This is a genomic window from Raoultibacter timonensis, assembly GCF_022845715.1.
Classification (GTDB): Bacteria; Actinomycetota; Coriobacteriia; order Coriobacteriales; family Eggerthellaceae; genus Raoultibacter; species Raoultibacter timonensis.
Genome location: NZ_AP025564.1, coordinates 2424572 through 2445462 on the forward strand (window position 1 = coordinate 2424572; position 20891 = coordinate 2445462).

General features: G+C 59.3%; 14 protein-coding genes. 6 read left to right on the top strand and 8 right to left on the bottom strand.

Translation table 11 applies throughout. The features are described 5' to 3' along the window. Positions 1 to 49: 49 nt before the first annotated feature. The 5 genes from MWL89_RS10020 to MWL89_RS16400 all read right to left on the bottom strand — a co-directional run bounded on the left by MWL89_RS10020 (position 50) and on the right by MWL89_RS16400 (position 5560). Complete coding sequence (locus tag MWL89_RS10020; protein ID WP_180994999.1) at positions 50 to 1459, bottom strand: SLC13 family permease; 1410 nt, start codon at positions 1457 to 1459, stop codon at positions 50 to 52. A 71-nt stretch (positions 1460 to 1530) separates the two neighbouring features. Further along, a complete protein-coding gene (locus MWL89_RS10025) occupies positions 1531 to 2358 on the bottom strand; it encodes a 4Fe-4S dicluster domain-containing protein (RefSeq protein WP_244385916.1) in 828 nt (275 codons plus the stop codon). A gap of 1 nt (position 2359) precedes the next feature. Further along, positions 2360 to 4972, bottom strand: coding sequence for a molybdopterin-dependent oxidoreductase (locus MWL89_RS10030; RefSeq protein WP_244385917.1), 2613 nt, complete (start codon positions 4970 to 4972; stop codon positions 2360 to 2362). 18 nt (positions 4973 to 4990) lie between these two features. Then, positions 4991 to 5167 carry a hypothetical protein gene (locus tag MWL89_RS10035; RefSeq protein WP_244385918.1) on the bottom strand — a complete coding sequence of 59 codons (177 nt, stop codon included), beginning with the start codon at positions 5165 to 5167 and terminating at the stop codon, positions 4991 to 4993. Between the two features lie 33 nt (positions 5168 to 5200). After that, positions 5201 to 5560 carry a zinc-ribbon domain-containing protein gene (locus MWL89_RS16400; RefSeq protein WP_425226267.1) on the bottom strand — a complete coding sequence of 120 codons (360 nt, stop codon included), beginning with the start codon at positions 5558 to 5560 and terminating at the stop codon, positions 5201 to 5203. A gap of 208 nt (positions 5561 to 5768) precedes the next feature. Here MWL89_RS16400 and MWL89_RS10040 point away from each other — a divergent pair, with 208 nt between their 5' ends. Continuing rightward, the gene (locus MWL89_RS10040; protein ID WP_102377825.1) at positions 5769 to 7283 is read left to right on the top strand and encodes a helix-turn-helix transcriptional regulator; all 1515 of its coding nucleotides are present in this window, start codon (positions 5769 to 5771) and stop codon (positions 7281 to 7283) included. A gap of 376 nt (positions 7284 to 7659) precedes the next feature. On the opposite strand, the gene MWL89_RS10045 is transcribed toward MWL89_RS10040, so the two are convergent. Further along, entirely contained in the window at positions 7660 to 9306 is a 1647-nt protein-coding gene (locus MWL89_RS10045; protein WP_180994998.1) for an FAD-binding protein, read from the bottom strand. A 241-nt stretch (positions 9307 to 9547) separates the two neighbouring features. Between MWL89_RS10045 and MWL89_RS10050 the strand changes: the two genes are divergently transcribed. After that, entirely contained in the window at positions 9548 to 11023 is a 1476-nt protein-coding gene (locus MWL89_RS10050) for a response regulator transcription factor (protein ID WP_244385919.1), read from the top strand. Positions 11024 to 11165: 142 nt separating this feature from the next. On the opposite strand, the gene MWL89_RS10055 is transcribed toward MWL89_RS10050, so the two are convergent. Continuing rightward, positions 11166 to 11426 (bottom strand): hypothetical protein, encoded by a 261-nt coding sequence (locus tag MWL89_RS10055; protein ID WP_102377822.1) that lies wholly within the window; start codon positions 11424 to 11426, stop codon positions 11166 to 11168. 1559 nt (positions 11427 to 12985) lie between these two features. Continuing rightward, a complete protein-coding gene (locus MWL89_RS10060; RefSeq protein ID WP_244385920.1) occupies positions 12986 to 13951 on the bottom strand; it encodes a LysR family transcriptional regulator in 966 nt (321 codons plus the stop codon). 419 nt (positions 13952 to 14370) lie between these two features. Here MWL89_RS10060 and MWL89_RS10065 point away from each other — a divergent pair, with 419 nt between their 5' ends. The 4 genes from MWL89_RS10065 to MWL89_RS10080 all read left to right on the top strand — a co-directional run bounded on the left by MWL89_RS10065 (position 14371) and on the right by MWL89_RS10080 (position 20860). Continuing rightward, entirely contained in the window at positions 14371 to 16983 is a 2613-nt protein-coding gene (locus tag MWL89_RS10065) for a molybdopterin dinucleotide binding domain-containing protein (protein WP_102377819.1), read from the top strand. Between the two features lie 3 nt (positions 16984 to 16986). After that, on the top strand, positions 16987 to 17796 hold the full coding sequence (locus MWL89_RS10070; RefSeq protein WP_102377818.1) for a 4Fe-4S dicluster domain-containing protein: 810 nt from the start codon (positions 16987 to 16989) through the stop codon (positions 17794 to 17796). An 82-nt stretch (positions 17797 to 17878) separates the two neighbouring features. Beyond that, positions 17879 to 19297, top strand: coding sequence for an SLC13 family permease (locus tag MWL89_RS10075; RefSeq protein ID WP_102377817.1), 1419 nt, complete (start codon positions 17879 to 17881; stop codon positions 19295 to 19297). 138 nt (positions 19298 to 19435) lie between these two features. Further along, entirely contained in the window at positions 19436 to 20860 is a 1425-nt protein-coding gene (locus MWL89_RS10080; protein WP_244385921.1) for an SLC13 family permease, read from the top strand. Positions 20861 to 20891 lie beyond the last annotated feature (31 nt).

The window sequence follows — 20891 nt, forward strand, 5'->3', positions numbered from 1 at the left end:
CCCCGGCCCAATCGGCCGGGGCCCGTAAGCGATTATGCTCAGTAATACATTACATGGCAATGCCCAGCAGACCCGAAGCAAACGGAGTCCATGCGCTCAGCAGCACCACAAAGATGATGGCCGGGATAATGCCGGTCTTGAACAGCTCGCTTGCCGTCCAGCAGTTGTCGCGGTAGGCAAGCGCCATACCGGGATTGAAAGGAAGCAGGAAGTTGCCCGAGAGCAGGATCGCGAGCATCATGCCCGGCACAGCAGGAGACATGCCGACCGAAACGCAGAACGCCATCAGGGGAGGAACGAGCAACGTGATGAATGCAGGTCCGATCGGAACGAGCGTATGGAATGCGTATACGGCCAGCATGATGAGCAGAAGCGAGAAGAACCCGCCGAGCTCGGTGACCCCCGTCGAGAGGAACATGTTCGCAAGGTACGCGACGCCGCCGGTAGCGTTGACGATGCCGCCCAAGCACAGCACGGCGCCGATCATGATGACGATCGTCCACGGAACCTCGCGCTGGAATTCCTCGAACGTGAGCAGCTTGATGCCGGGAAGGAACATCGCAGCAAGACCGAGCACGGTCACCGTGGTAACGTTGAGCGCAGGAATCCACGAGCCGGCGATCCAGAGGACCGGCATGGCGATAAGGAAGAACAGCGTCTTCTTTTCCTCGCCCACCAGCGGGCCGAGCGCCTTCGCGCGGTTCTGCAGCTCGTCGAGATCCTTTTGCTCGATCGGTTCGGGCTTGAGGATTTTGACGACAGCGAACCAGGTAATGGGAACCATCAGAAGGCAGACGGGCATGCAGGCCACCATCCAATCGACGAAGCTGATCGTCTGGCCCATGGTCTGCTCGAGCATGCCGATAACAAGCACGTTGATCGAAGAACCCGCGGGGGTTGCTCCGCCGCCGATGAACGCGCAGAGGGCGATGCCGATGTAGAGAGCCTTCGCCAAGTGCGATTCGCCGATCTTATGGCCCGCATTGTTGATGACGATCATCGACAAGCCGATTACGAGCACCAGCACAGCCGAATCGTTCATAACCGTCGACAGCAGCCAGGAGACGCACATGAAGGCGAGTACGAGCTTGTTCGAGTTCGGACCCGACCATTTCGTCATGGTTGCCGTCAGGCGAATCGCGAGGTTCGACTTCATGACGATGGCCGTGAGGCCGAATACCGCGATGGCGAAAATGACCGTCGTCGTACCGAAACCCGAGAAGACCGTGTTGATCTCGGCGATGCCGACGATGGGGGCTACGACAAGCGCCAAAAGCCCCGCGACCCCCATGGGTATCGACTCGCATATCCACAGAGCAACGGTCGCTAAAAGAATGGCGAGCCCCAATATCCCCTCATGGGTTAAGTCGCCCGTCCCGGGCAGAAAGAGCCCGGCGATTACGATGACTGCCGCAATAACCAGTCCGACAGTCTGTTTTACCGAAGATACGTTTTGCATAGATTCCCCTAACATTTCGTGTTGAAGGATCGGTGGAACGCCGCAGAATACGCAGCGCCCCACCACGGATGTTATTCGGCGGCTGCGAACACATCGATCGGACCGGCGTTGCAATCCTTAGACGTCGCATCGGCTTTCACCATGCGCGTCATATACCCCTCGGCCTCAACGTATACGTTGTAGAGCGCGGCATCGACCTGGTGGAACCAGAAATCCCCGAACTCATCGGTCTCGGTCTGCAGCAGCTCCGACGTCTCGGCGTTCTCGAGGGTAATCTGCGCTCCGACTACCACCTCGTCCGATTCCAGGTCGACCACGACGCCGGCAACGAAGCGCTTCGGCAGGTTCAGATAGTATACGCAGGGACGATCGACGTCAGCGCGCTCGGGCGCAATGAACTCCGCGGAGCCGAGCTCGTCTGCGAACTCCGATTCGTCTCCGAAGCGGATAGCGTCATGGGGGCACGCATCGACGCACCGCGGCACCGTCCATCCTTCGTCGAGCAGGTGGGCGCATCCCGTGCACTTCTGCGGAACGTCGTATTCCTCGTTCCAGAAAATCGCTCCGTAGGGGCACGCCTCCACAAGCTCGCGCTTGCCTTTTGCCTTCTCGGGATCGACGATCACGAGCCCGTCGTCGCGTCGGTAGACGGCATCGGGGGCCGCCTTCATGCACGGAGCGTCGCCGCAGTGCTGGCAAAGCTCCACAACGTAGGACACCTTGACCTTCGGCACGCTACCGCGCACCGTCTCGTTAACGCCTATCCAAAAATGACCGGTATCGGGTTGAGGCAACGCAACGGGAGACCAGTCGTTGTCGCAGTGTTCGTCTTTGCAGGCAATCTGGCAGTTTCGGCAACCATTGCATTTTGCTGGATCAATTACGAATACTTTGCCCATGCTAGTTTCCTTCCACGATAAACTCGTCTACCACAACTCCCGATGCCGGGTCGTATGCGCGTCCAAATGCCTCGGGGTACTGCGCCGCAAGCTGGAATACATCAACTTTTTCGATATTGACGAGGAATCCGCTGGTAACCTCGCCATGCGCATTTTTCGACGTAGTTGCCGATGGGGCAATGAGATTGTTGGCTCCGCCGCGGTCGAGCCCGCCGACCCCGGACACAATGGTATCGACGCGCGCCCCGTGATCCTGGTAAACCGCACCGGGCATGATGCGCTCCGACACGATAACGCCGCCGAGTACGCCGCCTCGCTCGTTGTACAACTTCGCGACATCGCCCGTTTTCAGGCCGAGCTTTCCAGCGTCTATCGGGTTCACCCATACCGGCTCGTATGCGTAGCCGTCCGGCCCGACCACCTTGCATGTCTGAATTTCTCGCAACCACGTAGTGTCATCGCAATTGGCATGGACACGCCAGCGCGGATGGTTCGAAACGATGAGGAACGGATAGTCTATCGCCCGCTTGGAATCGATACGCTCCTCGTGCCCGTCTCCCTCTTCAATCCATCGAGGAATCGGACCGCGAATCTCATCGTCGGGGAAGATGTCGGCAAGGGCAGTCGAGTAGTATTCGAGTTTGCCCGAGGGCGTCGAAAGCGGATGATTCTCAGGATCTTCGTAGAACTGGCTCAAACCTACAGGAAGATCCTCCCACTTTTCCTTCGTCGGGAACGGGTAGTACTGCTTTTCCTTGAACTCCTCGAACGACAGTTTCTCGGAAGCACCCGTGTTCTCGAAGCCGGCTTTGATGAAATCGCCAACCGTCTTGCCACCGTCCATCATGCGAGCATGCAGATCTTCGTAGATTCCACCGAACCGCTCGAGCTTCTTGGCCACTTCCTCAACAGCCTCAAGATCGGATTTGGATTCGCCCAAAGCCTCGATGGCCTGCTGCTCGTAGTACACAACCGACCACATCCCGTTATCGGAGTCGGTGCCGATGTCCTCTTCTTCGAACTTCGTATTGATGGGAAGGAGGATGTCGGCGAACAGGCAATCGTTTTCCATCCACGGATGTTGAATGAGCAAGAACTCGATGGATTCGTGACGTAAAGCCTCCTGCATCTCGTTCCCGCCGTTCCAGCACGTTTCCCAACACGGCGCATCCGACCAGATCATATGAATGCGCTCTTGGCCTTCGAGGGGGAACGTAAGCGGACCGACGAACTGATCCTCGCGCGGCAGGCCGGCCGCAATGTGCCCGTACCACTGCACAGGGGGATTGGTGATGGCCTCGGGGATCATCGTTTTGGGAATGAGGCTGGGTCGTACCGAATACTGGCGCCCGCGGAATGCGGGTCCGCAGTTCGGTATCTCGACCGACGGGGGCATGGGAGTCACGCTCTCCATGCCGAAAAGCGACCATTCGATGAACTTGAACTGGTTCGCTCCCGGCTTTCCGAGCGCTTGCATGCCCAGGAGGGCGACTTCGAGCCGAGCGGGCTCGTGGGCGAAAGCGGAGCGAATGAACGAACCGCCGTTGCAGTGGGCGATCGATACGGCATGCTTCGCCCAATAGCGGGCAAGCGCCTTAATGGTGTAGGAAGGTACCCCGCATTTTTTCTCCGCCCATTTAGGCGTTTTCGGGATACCGTCTTCTCCCCCCATCACGTAGTAAGCGAAATTATCGAACCCGATCGAGTGCGTGTCGAGGTACTCGCGGTCGAATGTACCTTCCGACAACCACACGTAGGCGATGGCCAGCTGGAGCGCCGCATCGGTGTTCGGGAGCACGGGAATCCACTTATCGGCGTGCACGGCGTTGGTGTAGTTCACATCGGGAGATATATGGATCTGCTTTACGCCTATCTCGGTGAACCAGAAGCATAAACGGCTCGCCATCATACCGCCCCAGCCCCACGGAGTCGTTTCGGGGTCGCAGCCCCAGAACAGGACGGCATCACCGTTTTCGGAAATATCCTTGATTACGTTGTTCTGCATGTTCTGCTGGCCAAGCGGATCCATACCCCAAATATGCTTGGCACCCCAATACCAACCTTCCCAGCTATCGGGTTGGCGAGCCTGCAGAGTGTAATCGCCAATCAAGCCGAGCATGCGCGTCTGACATCCATGGGTACCGTGGACGAACTTCGTCTCGCCGTGGCCGTCGCCCTGAACAAGGATCGAAAGCGGCCCGTACTCATCATGGATTCGTTTGATCTCTTCGGCGATGGTCTGAGCCGCTTCATCCCACGAGATGCGAACATACTTGCTTTTGCCGCGGTTTTGCGGATTGCGCTCGCCTGCCGGATCCCAATCCACGCGCTTCATGGGATAAGGGATTCGGTTCTTGGAGTACACGCGCTTTTTGTACCCGTACGATAAAGGACCCGATACCACCTTGTAGCCCGGCTCGAAGGTATGCCCGCGAGCCTCTATCTTCCAGGCATTGAAATGATCTTCACCGTACTCTTCATCAAAGTGAAACGGGCGAATACGCAGAATGCGGTCTTGCTCTTCATCAACGTCGACGCTGCATACGTTCGCTCCGATGGCGGAGGCGCAAAAGCCCATCCCTTTTACGATCGTTTTTCCTTTAGCACTTCCCATAATGTTCCTCTCGTCTTCTTACCACTTCATGAAGTTGAATGCATCGAGGTCGGGCATGGCATCCTTATCCTGAATCTTGCTTTCACTCGGCGCCGCCGGCTTCGCCGGAGGCTTGGGTCCTTTCGCATCAGCACCCCTCGGAGCGTTCGGGACGCTATTCGCCGATGCATCCTTCTTTTTCTCCTCGTTACCCACAACATCCTCCTCACTTCGCAGTTTGCGTTTTCGTTACGGTTTCGGAACGCGAGGTGCCGTCGGCGGCTTCGGCACGCCTGGCGCCCCCTGAGCACCGGGAACGCCGGGTGCCGGCGGCGCGCCGGCGCGACCCATAGCCGCTGCCGGGATCTTTAGGAGAGGTTTTCCACACGAGGTGCACACCTCGCTTCCCGATGGATTAGTCGCGCCGCACGAGGTGCATACCGACTCTCCCCCCTCGTCGACACTTGGTGGCCTAAAACACATACGTCCTCCTTTCGTCATCGACGCCGATGCTTTCGCGCATCGAAGCGTATGAACACGCAGTATGTAAACCGGGAGGAGGAAATGCATCATGCCACCTTGATCCTTAATGACCGAACACCTCATCATCACATGATGAATTACCTGATCAAATACCTATAAATACACGATGAAATCTCTTGTTGTCAGGATGGAAAACAAAGCGCATTCCTCAGAGAACCAACCGAATCCGGGCGCATCATCACCCCGAGATGATGCTCAACAAGGGTGTGTTCCGATAGAATGAGAATGCGTTCTGCAGCATCATTGGCTTCGCGTTCAGAGATGAAAGGCAACCATGAAACGTTTTCTTATTCGTTCTTCCGAAAAAAGAAGCAGCTGCGAACCCAAAGCGCCCTTCAACGCGCTTTCGCTCTTGGCCCTCTTAGGTTTTTCATGCTATATATTCTGGGAGCTGCTCGGAATTTTCGGCGCATTGCCCTTTGCGGCTCCCTACTTTCCCAGCGATTCTCTCTGGTTCATGAGAGTAAGCGGGTTTTTCGTTCTCGCCGTCAGCTTTCTTGTGGCCACGAGAACGTATCGCAACCTCGAGAACCGCCCGAGCTTCGTTCTCGGTCTGGGCGCGTTATCGGCGCTTTTGGTTCTGCTGCTTTCGGCCGTGTTCCCTTTGCTGGCAACGCCTCCCGTATGGTTGGGGGTAATCGCCTGGAGTGCGCACGGGCTCAGCCTGGCTTTCCTCATGTTCGCGTGGGCGTTGTATTTCAGCGCGTGCTTCGATTCGTGGACCGCCATCGTCGTAGCCGTAGGCTACGTGATAGGCTTCTCGATGTTCTTCCTCTACTCGCTTACGATCCCGTTCGACAACACGGCGTCTTCCCTGTTCCTGGGTTTCGCAAGCGCAGCAGCAACGGTCGGCATGCTGGCTTTCCTGCTCTTCGCCAGCAAGATGCCGCTGCATCTGCTCAAGAAAAGGCAGGAAGACGGATCGGATGCCGCTTCGGCGAAAAACGACACGGAGCCACAGGGCACCTCCGGCCGCGCTGGCCTCAAAAGCGCCTCTCGGATTGTCTACGCAACGACCTGCGGCATCAACTTCGGTTTCGCCATCATCCTGCTTCAGTCGATCGGAACGATGTCGGTGAGCTACGGGGCGATCGGGGGGATGGCAGGATGCATTATAGCGCTGATAGCGCTTTCCGCAGGAGCCCTCAACAGGGGGGCGGATATTCGTCGCATAGGATTCGTGCCCGTAGCCGCCCCCTTGCTGTTCCTCCCCTTAGGCGGCATGGCAAGCTACATACTATGCAGCATCCCCATCATAGCTACCTCCATCTTCACAGCAACCGTCAGCTGGTACAGCACCGCACGCAAATCGTCCTCGAAGAAGCGTGGGCCGATCGATGTTTTCTCCAAAGAGAAGATGCCCGGATGGTTCGGACTTCTGATCGGGGCTATCGTATGCGAGGTCGCCGTCAATGCCAGCACCGATGTTTTCACCGTCATCATCGCGGCACTCGTAGCTCTGATATGCATCGCATTCGCTTTTCTCGAATTATGCACCTACAACAACACCGACGATCAGCATGCGATTGCGAGTAAGACCGGAGAACGGAGCGAAGTCCCAAGCAGGCGCTTTCGTGATCGATGCGATGCGATCTCCCAATCGTACGGCCTGACCCCACGTGAAGCCGAAGTCCTTGTGCTGCTCGCCAAAGGCTATCATGCCGATTCCATATCGGCGGAACTGAGCATCGCGAGGCCCACGACGAGAACGCACATCCAACATATCTACCAGAAGCTCACGATCAACTCCCAACAAGAGCTGATTCGCATTGTCGACATGCGGTCGTAGGGCAAACGGAGATCGCGCGAATGGGCCCGAAAGAAACCGCTCTCCCGCAGCCCGACCCTTACCGTCGATCGCCCGATGAACGCAGTCAGCCCACCCGAGGCGGGCTATGCCGAGGAAACCCAGATCAAAAGCATATTCGGTATTCTTATTGTCGTTGCCCTGATCGCCGAACACCTACACGAGGACCTACACGAGGATCGGTACCGTTTATGCGGCCGATCGCATGGAACCGCTTCGCTTCCATGCGAAGCCCCGAACATGCAACGGGGCTCCCTCGCAGGAGCCCCGTTTGCCCGGCAGAACCTGGACGCGTATGCGGCCGGTCGACGGGTCGCATACGCAAACCCGTACCGCGCGAGCGTACGGCGCGCGCCTCTTACAGGTTTCCCAGCATGTTCTTAATGCCGATCCAGCTCATAACCGCACCCGCACCGAGCGTCATACCTGCTCCGCAATACTGACCGCCCGTGATGCTGGCGCTGCAGTTTCCTACCGCCAGCAAGCCGGGAATAACGTTTCCCCTCGCATCAACGACTTGAGCGTACTCGTTGGTTTTCAGGCCGCCATTGGTGCCGCACGTGCCCGGAACGTACAACGAAGCGTAAAACGGTGGCGTTGCGAGCGGAGCGAGCACGGGATTGGGCAGCTCGCTCAAGTAGGGGTGATACGCCCCCACGGCCTTGTCTGCATCCTTCTCGCCCCTATGCCAATCAAGATCGATTCCCTGCTCGGCGTATCCATTGAATTTTACGACCTCGTCGGTAAGCCCCTGCGGGTCGATTCCGAAATGCTCGGCTATCTCTTCGAGCGTGTCCGCTTTGAAGAAATTCTCGGGAATCGGATCCTCCGCCGCCTTCATGCCAGGAAGCAGCCCGCCTCCGCTTGCGAGGTAATTACTGTCGCAAATCCACACCGCCGGAATGTTGGCAAAGCCCGGTTTCGCTGTATCGTAATTCCCGAATGCCCTATTGAACACCGCGTAGGCCGAGGACTCGTTCGCAAAACGCCTGCCGTCTTTGTTCACTACGATACTGCCCGCGCCGCTTCGGTAGATACCCCAGTCCGTCAGAGAAATACTGAACACGGCATCGGCGTTCTCGTCGAACGGCTCGGGTAAAAAGCTCGGTACGCCCCAGTTGGTATCCATATTCGAAAGAGCGGCTCCCACCGAAACGCCCATCGCCTGAGCGTCCCCCACGTTTCCTTCGGCGGCGTTCGTTACGTAAATCGGCACCGATTGAAACGCACGCACCATATCCGGATTATGGTCGAAACCGCCTGTTCCCAGAACGACGCATTGGTTGGCCTTGATGCGCATTTCCTTTCCGCCATCGGTCGCCTTCACGCCGATGACCGTGCCCGTTTCGTCGACGATGATCTCTTCAGCCGCCGTACCCATAAGCACTTCGATTCCCTGATCCTTGACATCCTGCTGCAGCTGCGACCAAAGTCCCGCTCCGCCGTTGCCCAGACTCGCCTGCCGGCCTTGGGATCTGAAGCCGTCGTAAGGCTCGTAATAGTCTTTGAAGCCCATACCCGGCGTATCTGCAACCCATTCCCACCCGAACGTGTCACGCGTCCACTCGAGCAGCGCGTTGGCGTTGTCGACGTACAGCTCCATAGCAGCTTCGTTGCCGCGCCCCGCTGCGACTGCCTTCATGTACTTCAAGGCGTCTTCCCGTGTATCGGCCATACCCGCATCCTGCCCCGCATAGAACAGAGGGATCCAGAGCGTTCCGCCCGATGTAGCAGACGTACCTCCCCAGATGGAGCTTTTCTCGATAATGGTAACGTTCTCTACGCCGTTTGCCTTCGCAACCAGGGCCGCAAAGGCCGACGTGCCAGAACCGACAACGAGCACATCGGTCTCTACGTCCCATGGGACATCCTGCGCCCCTGTTGCGCCTTGCGAACCGTTGCCCTGGCTCGCGCATGCGGGCAATGCGCCGAGAGCCGCGATACCCAGCCCCGCAATACCGGCCCCCTTTATGAAGCCCCTCCTGCTCACACTTCCCTGCTTCATGTTCTCACCTTTCCTTGTTGAGCGTATTCCTTTGCGCCTTCGCCCGAGTGCCGTACGACAACGGCGACACGAACCCCCGCGCAGCGCCCGTACTCCGTTCGCCGAACGAACATCTGCGGACACCTGTATAATAGGAACGCCGCGCATGCGGCAGAAGTCCGATCAATCATCGTATTTTTCGGCATTCGCCGATGTAATATGAAACGGATTACCCTACCGAAGGGAAACGGAGGAACATCCCGTGACGTCAAGCGGCACGTTGAAAGCTGCAGTCCTTGCCTGCACGACGGTCGCCTTGGCCGCGAGGGGCACCTGGTTCAACCTTGTCGGTTACAGCCCCGCTTTCGTTGCCGCAGGCGATCAGGCTCTTGCATCCTCCGGCAGATTCGGCTTCATGACAACAAGCGCCTTGTTCGTGATCGTTTTCGCATTGCTTGGCAGTAAAGCCATCGGATTGCGCACGCCGATTTTTCCGCTCGTTCCCGTACTGATGCTCATGGGGACGGGAATGTTCGGGCTCGCGTCGAACCAATCGATCATAGACCCTGGCAGCATGTTCCTTGTGGGCGGGGCACTGCTCGGCATAGGCAACGCCTGGGGAACGCTGTGCGCGTACAGCATCCTTGGACGTACGGGATCGCTCTGGCATGTCGTTGTCTGCTGTTCGATTTCGAGCTCTCTTTCGGCGATCGCCAGCGCCTTCGTTCAAGACCTGGGCGGTTCGGGCGATCAGGTTACCGCAGCGCTGGTTTTGGTGATCATCGTGTTTATCGCCCTGTTCGCAGCCTTCAAACTGCTCGAGCGCTTCGATATCGCCGCCGCATCCCCCACCCGCGACGACAAGCCCCGCACGCTCGGCATGGGCGAGCAGCTCCGAGCGGTAGCTCGATCTTTTTCCGTCAACCGAGGACAGGTTCTTCAGCTGGCAATGATCACCCTTGCCATGATAGCCCTCAGAGGATCGAGCAACGGCGGCGTTTGGGGCGACCAGCGCGTCAATGGCTCCATGTTCGCAGGGTCGCTGGCGTTGATGATAGCCCTCTTTCTCGCAGTCGCGCTTGTCTCCTTCTGGGTGTTCTTCAAGAATCCGAGTAAAAGCCGCTACCACATTCCCCTGCTGGTGCTCATAGGATGCTTTCTGATCCTCGCAGTGGCCGGAGATTCCCTCGACGCGACGACGCGCATCACCCTGAACTCGGCCATCGAGCTGTTCTGCCAGCTCATATTTACGTTCGCCGTCGTTGACAGCATGAGGAAAATGCCATCGGCTGGCATAGCCGTTGCCGGATTAGCTGCCGGGTTTTCATGGGTTCTTGCTCTTTGCTGGATGTTCTTCTTTGAATCCATCGGATCGATCGCCAACATCGCAATCGTTGTCGTTGCCTACCTCCTCGTCGTTTTAGTGGCCTCCCCGAACGTCGCATCGGCCGATAAGAAGGCGGCAGCTGGTTTCGATTCCGAAAACGATGCATTCGCCGAAAACGTCAATCCTTTCGATGGCGTGATACAGCGAAGCAAGGCGCTTTCCGAACGGTACCGCCTCACGAAACGCGAGGGAGAGATACTCGAACTGCTCGCCCAGGGAAGAAGCGTTCCCTACATATGCAACGAGTTGGTGCTTGCCGAAGGAACCGTAAGAACGCATATGACGAGGATCTACAAGAAGCTCGACATCCACTCCAAGCAGGAGCTTTTCGACCTCCTGACGGAGCGCTGATTGCGCGCGAAGGCATTGGGGCGAAAGAAAGCCCTCGCGCCCTGACGCGTTCCGCGTCGAGCCGCAAGGGCAACTTGGTTTATGGGGGCCGCATCCATCATGCGGCCCCCAAGTGTTCGGTTGCAACAAGAAAGTGTCTGCCCTACCCTTGCTTGTATACGACGTAGGTCTCTTTCACCTGGCCGTTCGCGTCGAATGCGGCGATTTCCGCAGCGCTTTTGAATTCGAGATCGTCGCCCTTGTATCCGTAGTTGCTGTTGTTCATGGTGTACATGTATCCGTAGATGATGCCGCCTTCCTCTGCGGCCTTATCCTGGGCGTCGACGAGCTCCTGCGCTGCGGCCCTGCACTTGTCGAGCTCCTTCGGGTTCCACAGGCGATCTCCACCAAGCGGTCCAAGCATTTCATCCTCCAATCAGTAGCTTGCAGTACTCACATGATACGTACCCGTCGGAAAAATACGCCGAGATCAGGCCAACGAAAACGGGAGGCTCCGCAACAAATAGAGGATACGCGATGTTCGGTGTCGGCCGCAGAGGAGCTAGCCCCAGCTGATCGGGGACTGCGAAGCGCGGCCTCGAATCAGGGCGATCCGACGATCCCGTGCATCTCGGGCACTATCGCCGTCAAAGGAGGCGGCTTGGCACCGTGTGATCCCGAAGCATCCGCCATACCGCATAGAGCTGGACGCGCAATCCCGCCCAAGCGTTAAGCCGGAATCCGCGCAGCTCCGTAAAAGCGCGAAAAGCACCTTCGCTCCACGATCGGTCGCCAGGAAACGCCGAAGCGGAACTTGCGGCAGAAAACGGAAGGTTTTCGTCGCCGTATCGCCGCTCGCACCTCCGAAACAAGCCGTCTTGAGCCGGCCGGCCAGATCGATCCCGATCAGCGGCATGCCGATGGCGGACTTGCTCCGATTCGGCTCGCGAAGCGACGAAAACCTCTCGTTTTCCGCCAACTTCAAGTTGGGTCTATCAAACCACACAATAATCGCCGTTCTGAAGTTGCACCTATTTCGGTAGCATTTCAAGTTTTTCGTAGGCTCTATCGAATCGCCTGATCAAGATCCCGCGATTGCACGTGGTCCCCGGGCTGCGGTCGTCAAGCATTCTCCGAATGCTTTCAAGATCGAGAAAACCCTTCAGAACGGCGGTTTTTGTCATGATATCTGCAATTCCAATGCAGAACCGGCAGCAATGCCCGGAAACCTTCTGTGCGCATCGACGCGGATCCGCCAGCAATGCCCGAGCACCTTCAGCGTACGCAACCGATTTCGGCACGCACCGAGTAGGCCCAGCACGCACCGGCCGGCTCTATCGCGTGCAGGGCCAGCCCCAACACGCAGGCAAACGCTCAGGCCCTCGGCGAGGCAGCGGCGCGCATGCACGCAGCGAACCGGCGGCGCGCAGGCTCCACCGAAGGATCGCCGAAAACCTTACCCCACAGTTTTCGTTGGGGAGCATCAATATCCGGCTGCTGTTAAGCAACGAGCCGCTCCCCTATGCTGAGAAGCCGTAAGCCAACCGATTGGAGGAATCTATGTGCTTCAGACCAGCAGCCGTGAACGCTAACGTGATCGCTTGCCCCATGTGCGGTCACGAGAACCCCATCTCTGCAACCGTATGCGAGGAGTGCGGTTTCGCTGCATCGGGGGCCGCATCGCCCGGAGCGCCCAAGGCTCCCGGAGCGCCGAAAGCGCCGGGGGCGCCCAAGGCACCCGGCGCCCCGAAAGCCCCCGGAGCGCCCAAGGCCCCGACCGCCTAAAGCGACCGCAGCAACAGCCCCCGCCTCGAAACGCAACGAACATCGAACAGCCCCGTGCGGGGCTGTTCGCGTTGATGGGCCGACCGGGCGGACGAGAAGCCAGCCAAGCCGCCCCGCGATGTCAGCCGAGCGGAAGAGCCAGCCAAGCGCCCCGCGCGGGCTTCCGAGCGAGAACCGCCCGAACGCCCAGCGCGTAGATCAATCGCACAGGGCGTACAGCCCCGAATCGGTATGGGCGCGATAGAACCCGTCCAAGATGTCCATAAGGCCCTGGAAGCACGCGGATTCCATATCGGATTCCATGCCGACGAACCCGATCTCCACCTCGTAGGAGCGCTCCATGTCGCGCAGGACGAACCCCGTCTCCTCCGCCATGGTAAGCGAGGCGATGGCAGGTAAAAACGACACGGCCGAATCGCACTCGACCATGCTTTTGCGCAACGAGAAATCGGCGCTCGAGAGCCCGATGGCGTTGCGGCCGAACCGCTTGGACAGGATGCTGTACAGGTAGGTGTTCGTGGAGGCAATAGGCTTCGAGACGATATCCTCGTCGGAGAGCGTCTCCTTCGCAGCGAGCGGCGATTGCGCGTTCACCATCACCTTGTCGTAGGTTTTCAGATAGGGGCGGTACTGGTAGCCCTTCTCTTCCAAGTCGTCGATGCCGCCGATGTTGGAGCTGCGATCCTGATTGAAGAAGCACACGAGCCCGATGATGGGGCAAGCGCCCGATGGGTCACCCGCGTTGCTCAGTAGCAGATCATGCCTGATCTGGGAGTTTTGCGATTCCCGAAAATGGATCTCGCGCGATTCGAAGATGTAGTCCTTCGCCTCCTGCGTGAGAAACGCCAGCATGGCGACGTTCTGGCATTCAAGCTGGATGGAGTGGCCGCCCGCCTGCTGCACCTGCGATTTCGCAGCGGCGAATTCGAGCATTCTGTCGTAGCCGCCGATGATCTCGGCCGCCTTGGGAGCCAGCTCCTCGCCGATGGGCGATAAGGCGAGTTTGTTGGAATAGCGGATGAGCAGCTGACAGCCCAACTCCTTTTCAAGCTCGTTCATCGCCCGGCTCATGCCTTGGGGCGAGATGAAATTCAGCTTCGCCGCCCGGGTGATGGATTTGGTTTTCGCCACGTCCAAGAAGTAGTGCAAGTATTCGATGTTCATAGCTGACCCCCACATCGATCTGGCCGAATCGCGACCATTATATGGCAAAGAGGCAGCCCGCGCGCCCACAATCGCAAACAACGGTCGGCATGAAGCATGCAAATCGGCACCTCAGCCGCGTTTTCCTACCGCTGAACAGCTTCGATGACCGCCTGGGGCAACGAAACGTTGAGCTGCGTCAACGAAATGCGAAGCCCCGCGCATGCCCCACAAAAACGGGAGGCAGCCCAACGGGACGCTTATTTTCACCACCGCCTCCGATCCATACACTCCCAATAGGGGATCGGATCAACGCTTTTGTGCGCGCGGGAGCCAAGATTCTACGATCGCTCGCCCAAGCAGGCAGGCGCAGGCAAGGCAAGACGAGGCCCCGCCCCTCGCTTGGGACATCAGCAGAAGACGAAGAAAGTAGGAGGAGCATGAAGACGTCTGACAAGACAATCTACAAGAACATGTCGCTATGTTCTTTCGGCAACGGCGCCAACCTCACCGCTGTCGACTCCAAGGACGGAAAGATCGTTCGTATGCGCCCCGTGCATTACGACGAGCACTACACCAAAGAGGATCTGAACTACTGGACCATCAACGCGAAGGGCCATACGTTCGAGCCGGGCATGAAGACGCTGAACTCCCCGTTCACCTTCATCTACAAGACCCGTACGTATTCCCCCAACCGCATCCCCTTCCCGCTCAAGCGCGTCGACTGGGATCCGAACGGCGAGCGCAACCCGCAAAACCGCGGCAAATCGAAATTCGAGCGCATCAGCTGGGATGAGGCGACCGACATCATCGCCTCCGAGATCGTGCGCATCGACGAGACCTACGGACGCAACTCCATCTTCTGCCAGGGCGACGGCCACGGCGAGACGGGCTCCATTCACGGGCCCCACGGTACCATGGCGAACCTCCTCGACATGACGGGCGGCTTGACCATGCAGGCCCGCCAACCCGACAGCTGGGAGGGCTGGTACTGGGGTGCCAAGCACGCCTGGGGAAACGAGCCCCTGGGCCAGAACACCCATCAGCACAACCTGTTCAAAGACATCTCCGAAAACTCCGACGCCGTCCTGTTCTGGGGATGCGACCCCGAGACTACGCCATGGGGCTGGTCGGGGCAGCAGGCGTCGCGCCTGTGCTTCTGGTTCACCGAGATCGGCGTGAAGCAGATCCACATCGCGCCCGACGTGAACTACGCCAACGCCGTCCACTCCGACATGTGGATCCCCGTGCTCCCGAACACCGACGCCGCGCTCCAGCTGGCCATCGCCTACGTCTGGATGACCGAGGGCACCTTCGATAAAGACTACGTCGAAACCCATACCGAAGGGTTCGACTGGTTCGAGTACTACGTGCTCGGCAACGAGGACGGCGTCCCGAAGACGCCCGAATGGGCCGAGGAGAAATGCCACGTGCCCGCCTACCGCATCAAGGCGCTCGCCCGCTACTGGGCCAAGCACAACGTGTCGATCGGGCACTGCAACGGCGGCTCCTACATCCGCTCCTGCTACTCCCACGAACCCGCGCGCCTCGAGGTGTACCTGCTCGCCATGCAGGCCGTCGGCAAACCGGGCCGCAACCAGGTGAAGTTCATCGAATGGGCGCTCATCGGCATGGACTCGTTCAATCCGCTGCCTCCCGGAAACTTCCTGCCCGAGGTTCGCGCATGCTATCACGGCTCCGTGCTCGGCGAGCTTCCCGCTTCGTTCATCCCGAAGACCCTCGTGCCCCAGTGCATCACCGTCGAACCGGGCGAGAAGGTCGAATGGTACGGCCACACCACGAGCCGCCACCACCGCACCGACCAGTTCAAGAAGTTCCAGTTCCCGCAGGACGGCGATCACGGCATCAAGATGATCTGGTCCGACTCCCCCTGCTGGTCCACCTGCTGGAACGGCGGCAACGAGTTCCAGGATGCGCTTTTGAACCCCAACCTCGAGTTCTTCTTGGTCGAGCACCCCTGGATGGAGAACGACACCCTGTTCGCCGATCTGATCCTTCCCATCTCGACGACGCTCGAGCTGGACGACTTCGGCGTCGACACGTATTCCGGCCAGTTCAACTCCATCATCTGGGAGCAGAAGGCGTGCGATCGCCAGCACGAATCGCTCTCCGACTACGAGGCCGTGCTCGAGGTGGCCAAGAAGCTCGAAAAGTACGGCGGCGTCTACGAGGACTGCGCGAGCCACCTTTCGGGCGACATGACCGTCGAGGAGTGGCAGGAAGTCGGCTATCAGGGATCGGGCCTGCCCGAAGAGGAGCAGGATCTCGAACTGATCAAAAAGCAGGGCTATCAGATGCTGCCCACCCGAGAGGGCTGGGAGCAGGAGCCCGCAGGCATGATCGAGTTCTACGAAGACCCCGAGAACAACCCCATGGAGACCCCCACGGGCAAGATCGAGTTCTACTCCACCGGCCTGGCCAACTTCTTCCCCGACGACATGGAGCGCCAACCCGTTGCCAAGTGGATCGAGGAGTCTGAGAGCCACCAGGAGCGCATCAGCTGCGAACGCGCGAAGGACTATCCCTTCCTGCTGGTTTCCAACCATCCGCGCTGGCGCATCCATGCCAACTTCGACGACTGCCCGTGGACGCGCGAGATCGAAACGTGCAAGGTGGTGGGCATTGACGGCTATGCCTACGAGCCCGTCTGGATCCATCCCACCGATGCCGCGAAGCTCGGCATCGAAAACGGCGATATCGTCGAGGTGTTCAACGAGCGCGGCACGGTGCTCGGCGGCGCCTACATCACCGAACGCGTCATTCCCGGCGCGGTTCTGCAGGATCACGGCGCCGAGACCGATCCGATTGTCACCGGCGTGGGAGGCATCGACCGCGGCGGCGCGAACAACCTCATCGCCCCGAGCAAGACCTCGTCCAAGAACGCGGCCGGCGAAGTGACGGGCGGCTTCTTGGTGGGCGTGCGCAAATGCGACATCCACGCTTTGATGGAGCAGTACCCCGAAGCCTTCGAAGCGGAGCACTACACCATCGAGACGGGCACCAATGTCTACGACTACCTGCAGGAGGCTTAAATAATGAAGACGATTCTGTTTGACGCCAGCCTGTGCAACGGCTGCTACGGTTGCCAGATGGCATGCAAAGACGAACACTGCGGCAACGATTGGAGCCCCATCGCCGCCGAACAGCCCACGACCGGCCAGTTCTGGTGCAAGGTCGAGCAGACCACACGCGGCAAGATCCCCGAAGTGAAGGTGCAGTACGCCCCCGTCATGTGCGGGCACTGCGAAAACGCCGCCTGCATGGAGGCTGCAACCGACGGTGCCGTATACCGCCGCGAAGACGGCCTCGTGATCATCGACCCGGTGAAGGCCAAGGGCCAAAAGGCCATTGCGGACGCCTGCCCCGCCGGCGTCGTCTACTACAACGAGGCTTTGGACCTCCCCCAGAAGTGCACGGGTTGCGCGCATCTGCTCGACGACGGCTGGACGGTTCCCCGCTGCGTCGACGTATGCGCCACGGGAGCGCTCAAAGTGGTGGATGAAGAGGACGTGCCCGAGAAAGCCGTTCCCATGCCCGCCGCCGCCGAGCTCCATCCCCACGTGTACTACGTGAACGTTCCCAAGCGCTGGGTGTACGGCGTGCTGGTGGACAGGACCATCAACGAGGTCGTCATCGGCGCGACGGTGAAGCTCGTCGACGCCGAGGGCGTCGAGGTCGCATCCGTCGTCACCGACGAGTTCGGAGAGTTCCGCTTCAAAGAGCTGGAAGAGAAGGCCTACACCGTCACCGCATCGATCGAAGGCTACGAGGACGTGGCCCTCGCCGCCGACACAACCGCAGAAGACGTGGTTCTGGGCGACATCTTCCTGAGCGCCGTCGCGTAAACCGTCCTTGAGGGGTCTTCCCCCGCAGCGCCGTCATCGACGCTGCGGGGGTTCTAACAACAAGTAACAGGAAGGGGTAACAATGGCTGAAACAGCCAAGAGCAACAAGGTAGTCTTCAAATGGATATGGATTGCCGTTGCCATCGTACTGATAATCATCGGTCAGATCGGCCCGCTGTGGTCGCCCGATCTGACCCGCGAAGGCCAAACCGCCATCATGGTTCTGCTCGCCGCGGTCGTCATGTGGGCAACCGAAGCGCTGCCCTTGCCCATCACCTCCCTCGTCATGGTGGCGATGTGCGGGTTTTTGGGGATCGCGGCCTACAACGACATCTGGGCCGCCACGTTCACCAGTTCGCTGTGGATGTTCGTCGGCATCTTCGGCTTCACGACGTTTCTCGGGGTGTCGACCTTCCCGCAACGTCTGATAGCCATGGTCGTGCGTATGGTTAAGGGCAATATCAACCTCGTCATTTTGGGCTTCATGGTCATATCCGCCATTATCTCCATGGTCATGTCGAACATCGCCTTGACGGCCATCATGATGGGTTTCGCCGCATCGCTTTTGCGTGCGGCCGGCGCTAAGCCCGGCGAATCGAACATGGGCCGCTGCCTCGCCCTCGCCATTCCCTTCGCGGTTATGTTCGGCGGCTGCCTGCTGCCCTCCGGCACCCCCATCAACGTCGTCGTGCTCGGCTTGGCCGAATCCGCCTGCGGCGTGACCATCACGTTTGCCGAATGGTTCGGCTACACCATCGTTCCCGTGGCATTGAGCCTCGTGGCCTGCTGGATCATCCTCATCAAGGTATACAAGCCCGAGCCCTTGAGCCAGGAGACCGTCGACACGTTTCTCGGCGAGGTTTCCGCCCTGCCGCCGATGGATTTCAAGGAGAAGTTCAACATCGGCGTATTGCTGGTCGCCCTCGTGTGCTGGATCGCAAGCTCCTGGATTCCCGTGCTCAACACCACCTTCGTGGCGCTCATCGCACTCGGCCTTCTGTTCCTGCCCGGCACGTCCATGATCACCACCAAGCAGTACCGTTCGGAGAGCCCCTGGGACATCCTGCTCATGATGGCCTCCATCAACGGCATCGTCGCCGCCATGTCCGCCGCCGGATCGGTGGCCTGGATCGTCAACATGCTGCTCGGCGTGACCTCCGGCATGAGCTTCGTCATGCTGTTCATGGTAATCAGCGTCGTGCTGGCCATCGTGCACAACTTCTTCCCCTCGGGCCCCGGCCTTGCAGCTCTCGTGACCGCCCCTGTTCTGGGTTTGGTTGCCGCCGTGGGCGGCAACTTCACCGCGACCATCCTCATGCTGGCCCTGTGGTGCGCCCTGTGCTTCCTCGTGCCGCTCGACTCGGTACTGCTGGTATCCTATGCCGGCGGCTACTACAAGTTCAACGAGATGTGGAAGGGCGGCTTGCCCGTCACCATCGCGACGATGGTGTTCTTCAGCGCATTCCTCCTCGTTGTTCCGCCTATGGTGGGAGCGTTGTAAAGTTTCGTTCGCATGATTCTCGGGCCCCTGCTGTACGGGGCCCGAGCAAACGCCTCGTCCGAACTCGACCGGTTCCCTGCAAGCGAGTTTGCCGGATGCGGCTTTCGCAAGGGGACATCTACCATATGGGGGTAAACCGTGTCTGAAGCTATCCTGCGCACCACGCTTCGACCGCGCAATGCAGTGTGCATACTTCTCGCCGTCGCCATCATCGCGGCAACGGCGCTCGCCCCGCCGACGGCGGGCCTCACCTACGAGGGCCGCATGGTGCTGGGAATTCTCGCATCGGGCATCCTGCTCTGGGTGACCGAATCGCTGCCCTTGCCGGCAACGGCGTTGCTCGTCCTCATCATGATGCCGATCATGGGCGTATGCACCTTCGACGAAGCGTACGCGAACGCCATGGGGTCGACGGTGTTCTTTCTCATGGGCACCTTCGCATTCACGGTAGCGCTCGACGCTACCACCATTCCCACCCGCATCGCCGCGTTCGTTCTGCGTTGGTCGGGCACCAACACCAACAAGATGCTGCTCGGCTTCATGTGCGCAACGGCGTTTCTCTCGTTCTTCATGTCCGACGTCGCCGCATGCGGCGTGTTTATCTCCGTCGGCAAGCGCCTGCTCGAACTCAACGAAGCCGAAAAGCTCAAATCGCCCATGGGCAAGGCCATGATGATCGCCATTCCATGGGCATCGTATGCCGGTGGCTGCGCGGTGATGACCGGCAACGGATGCAACGTGATCACCGTGGGGCTCTTCTCGTCGCTCTTCGGCGTGAACATGAACTTCATCGAATGGTCGATGCTCGGCTTTCCGTTCTGCCTCATCATGCTGTTCGCCTCGTGGTTCATCATCACCCGGTTCTTCAAGCCCGAACCCATCTCGCAGGCCTCCATCGATGCCACCATGGCCGAAGTGTCGAACATGGGAAGGATATCGCGCCCCGAGGTGATGACCGTCGTCATCATCGCGCTCGCCATGGTGTTCTGGATCCTAAGCTCGTGGATTCCCGCGCTCAACACCGCCATGATCGCCATCTTCGCCGTGGTGCTACTCTCGGTTCCCGGATGCTCGACGCTTGAGTTCAAGGGACTCGTCTCGCGCATGAACTGGGGTGTTCTGATCATGATCATGTGCATCCTCTCGGTGGCGCACTTCGTGGTGGCCACCGGTGCCGGCGACTGGATGGTCACAGCCGTTGTGGGAGCGCTGCCCGAAAGCTGGAGGATACCCGTCGTCGTGCTCGTCGTGCTCTCCGCCATCGGCGCCATCGTGCACAACATAGTTCCCGTGGGCCCCGCCGTGGCGGGCATCCTCGCCTATCCGTTCGGCGTCATAGCGGGCGATTTCGGCATCAGCATGTACTGCATGCTCATGGTGGTGGCCCTGCACGCGTCGCTCGCCTTCGTGCTCCCGCTCGACTGCGTGCCCATCCTCACGTACTCGACCGGCTACTACCGCATGTCCGACATGGCGAGGATAGGGTGGATTCCCACCGTGCTGCTGGTGGCTCTGACATCCACGCTCCTGCCCGCCCTGTGCATGCTGTTCGGGTTCGTGTAGGAACCCGCTTCGTTTCGCGTTGCGCGCAGAC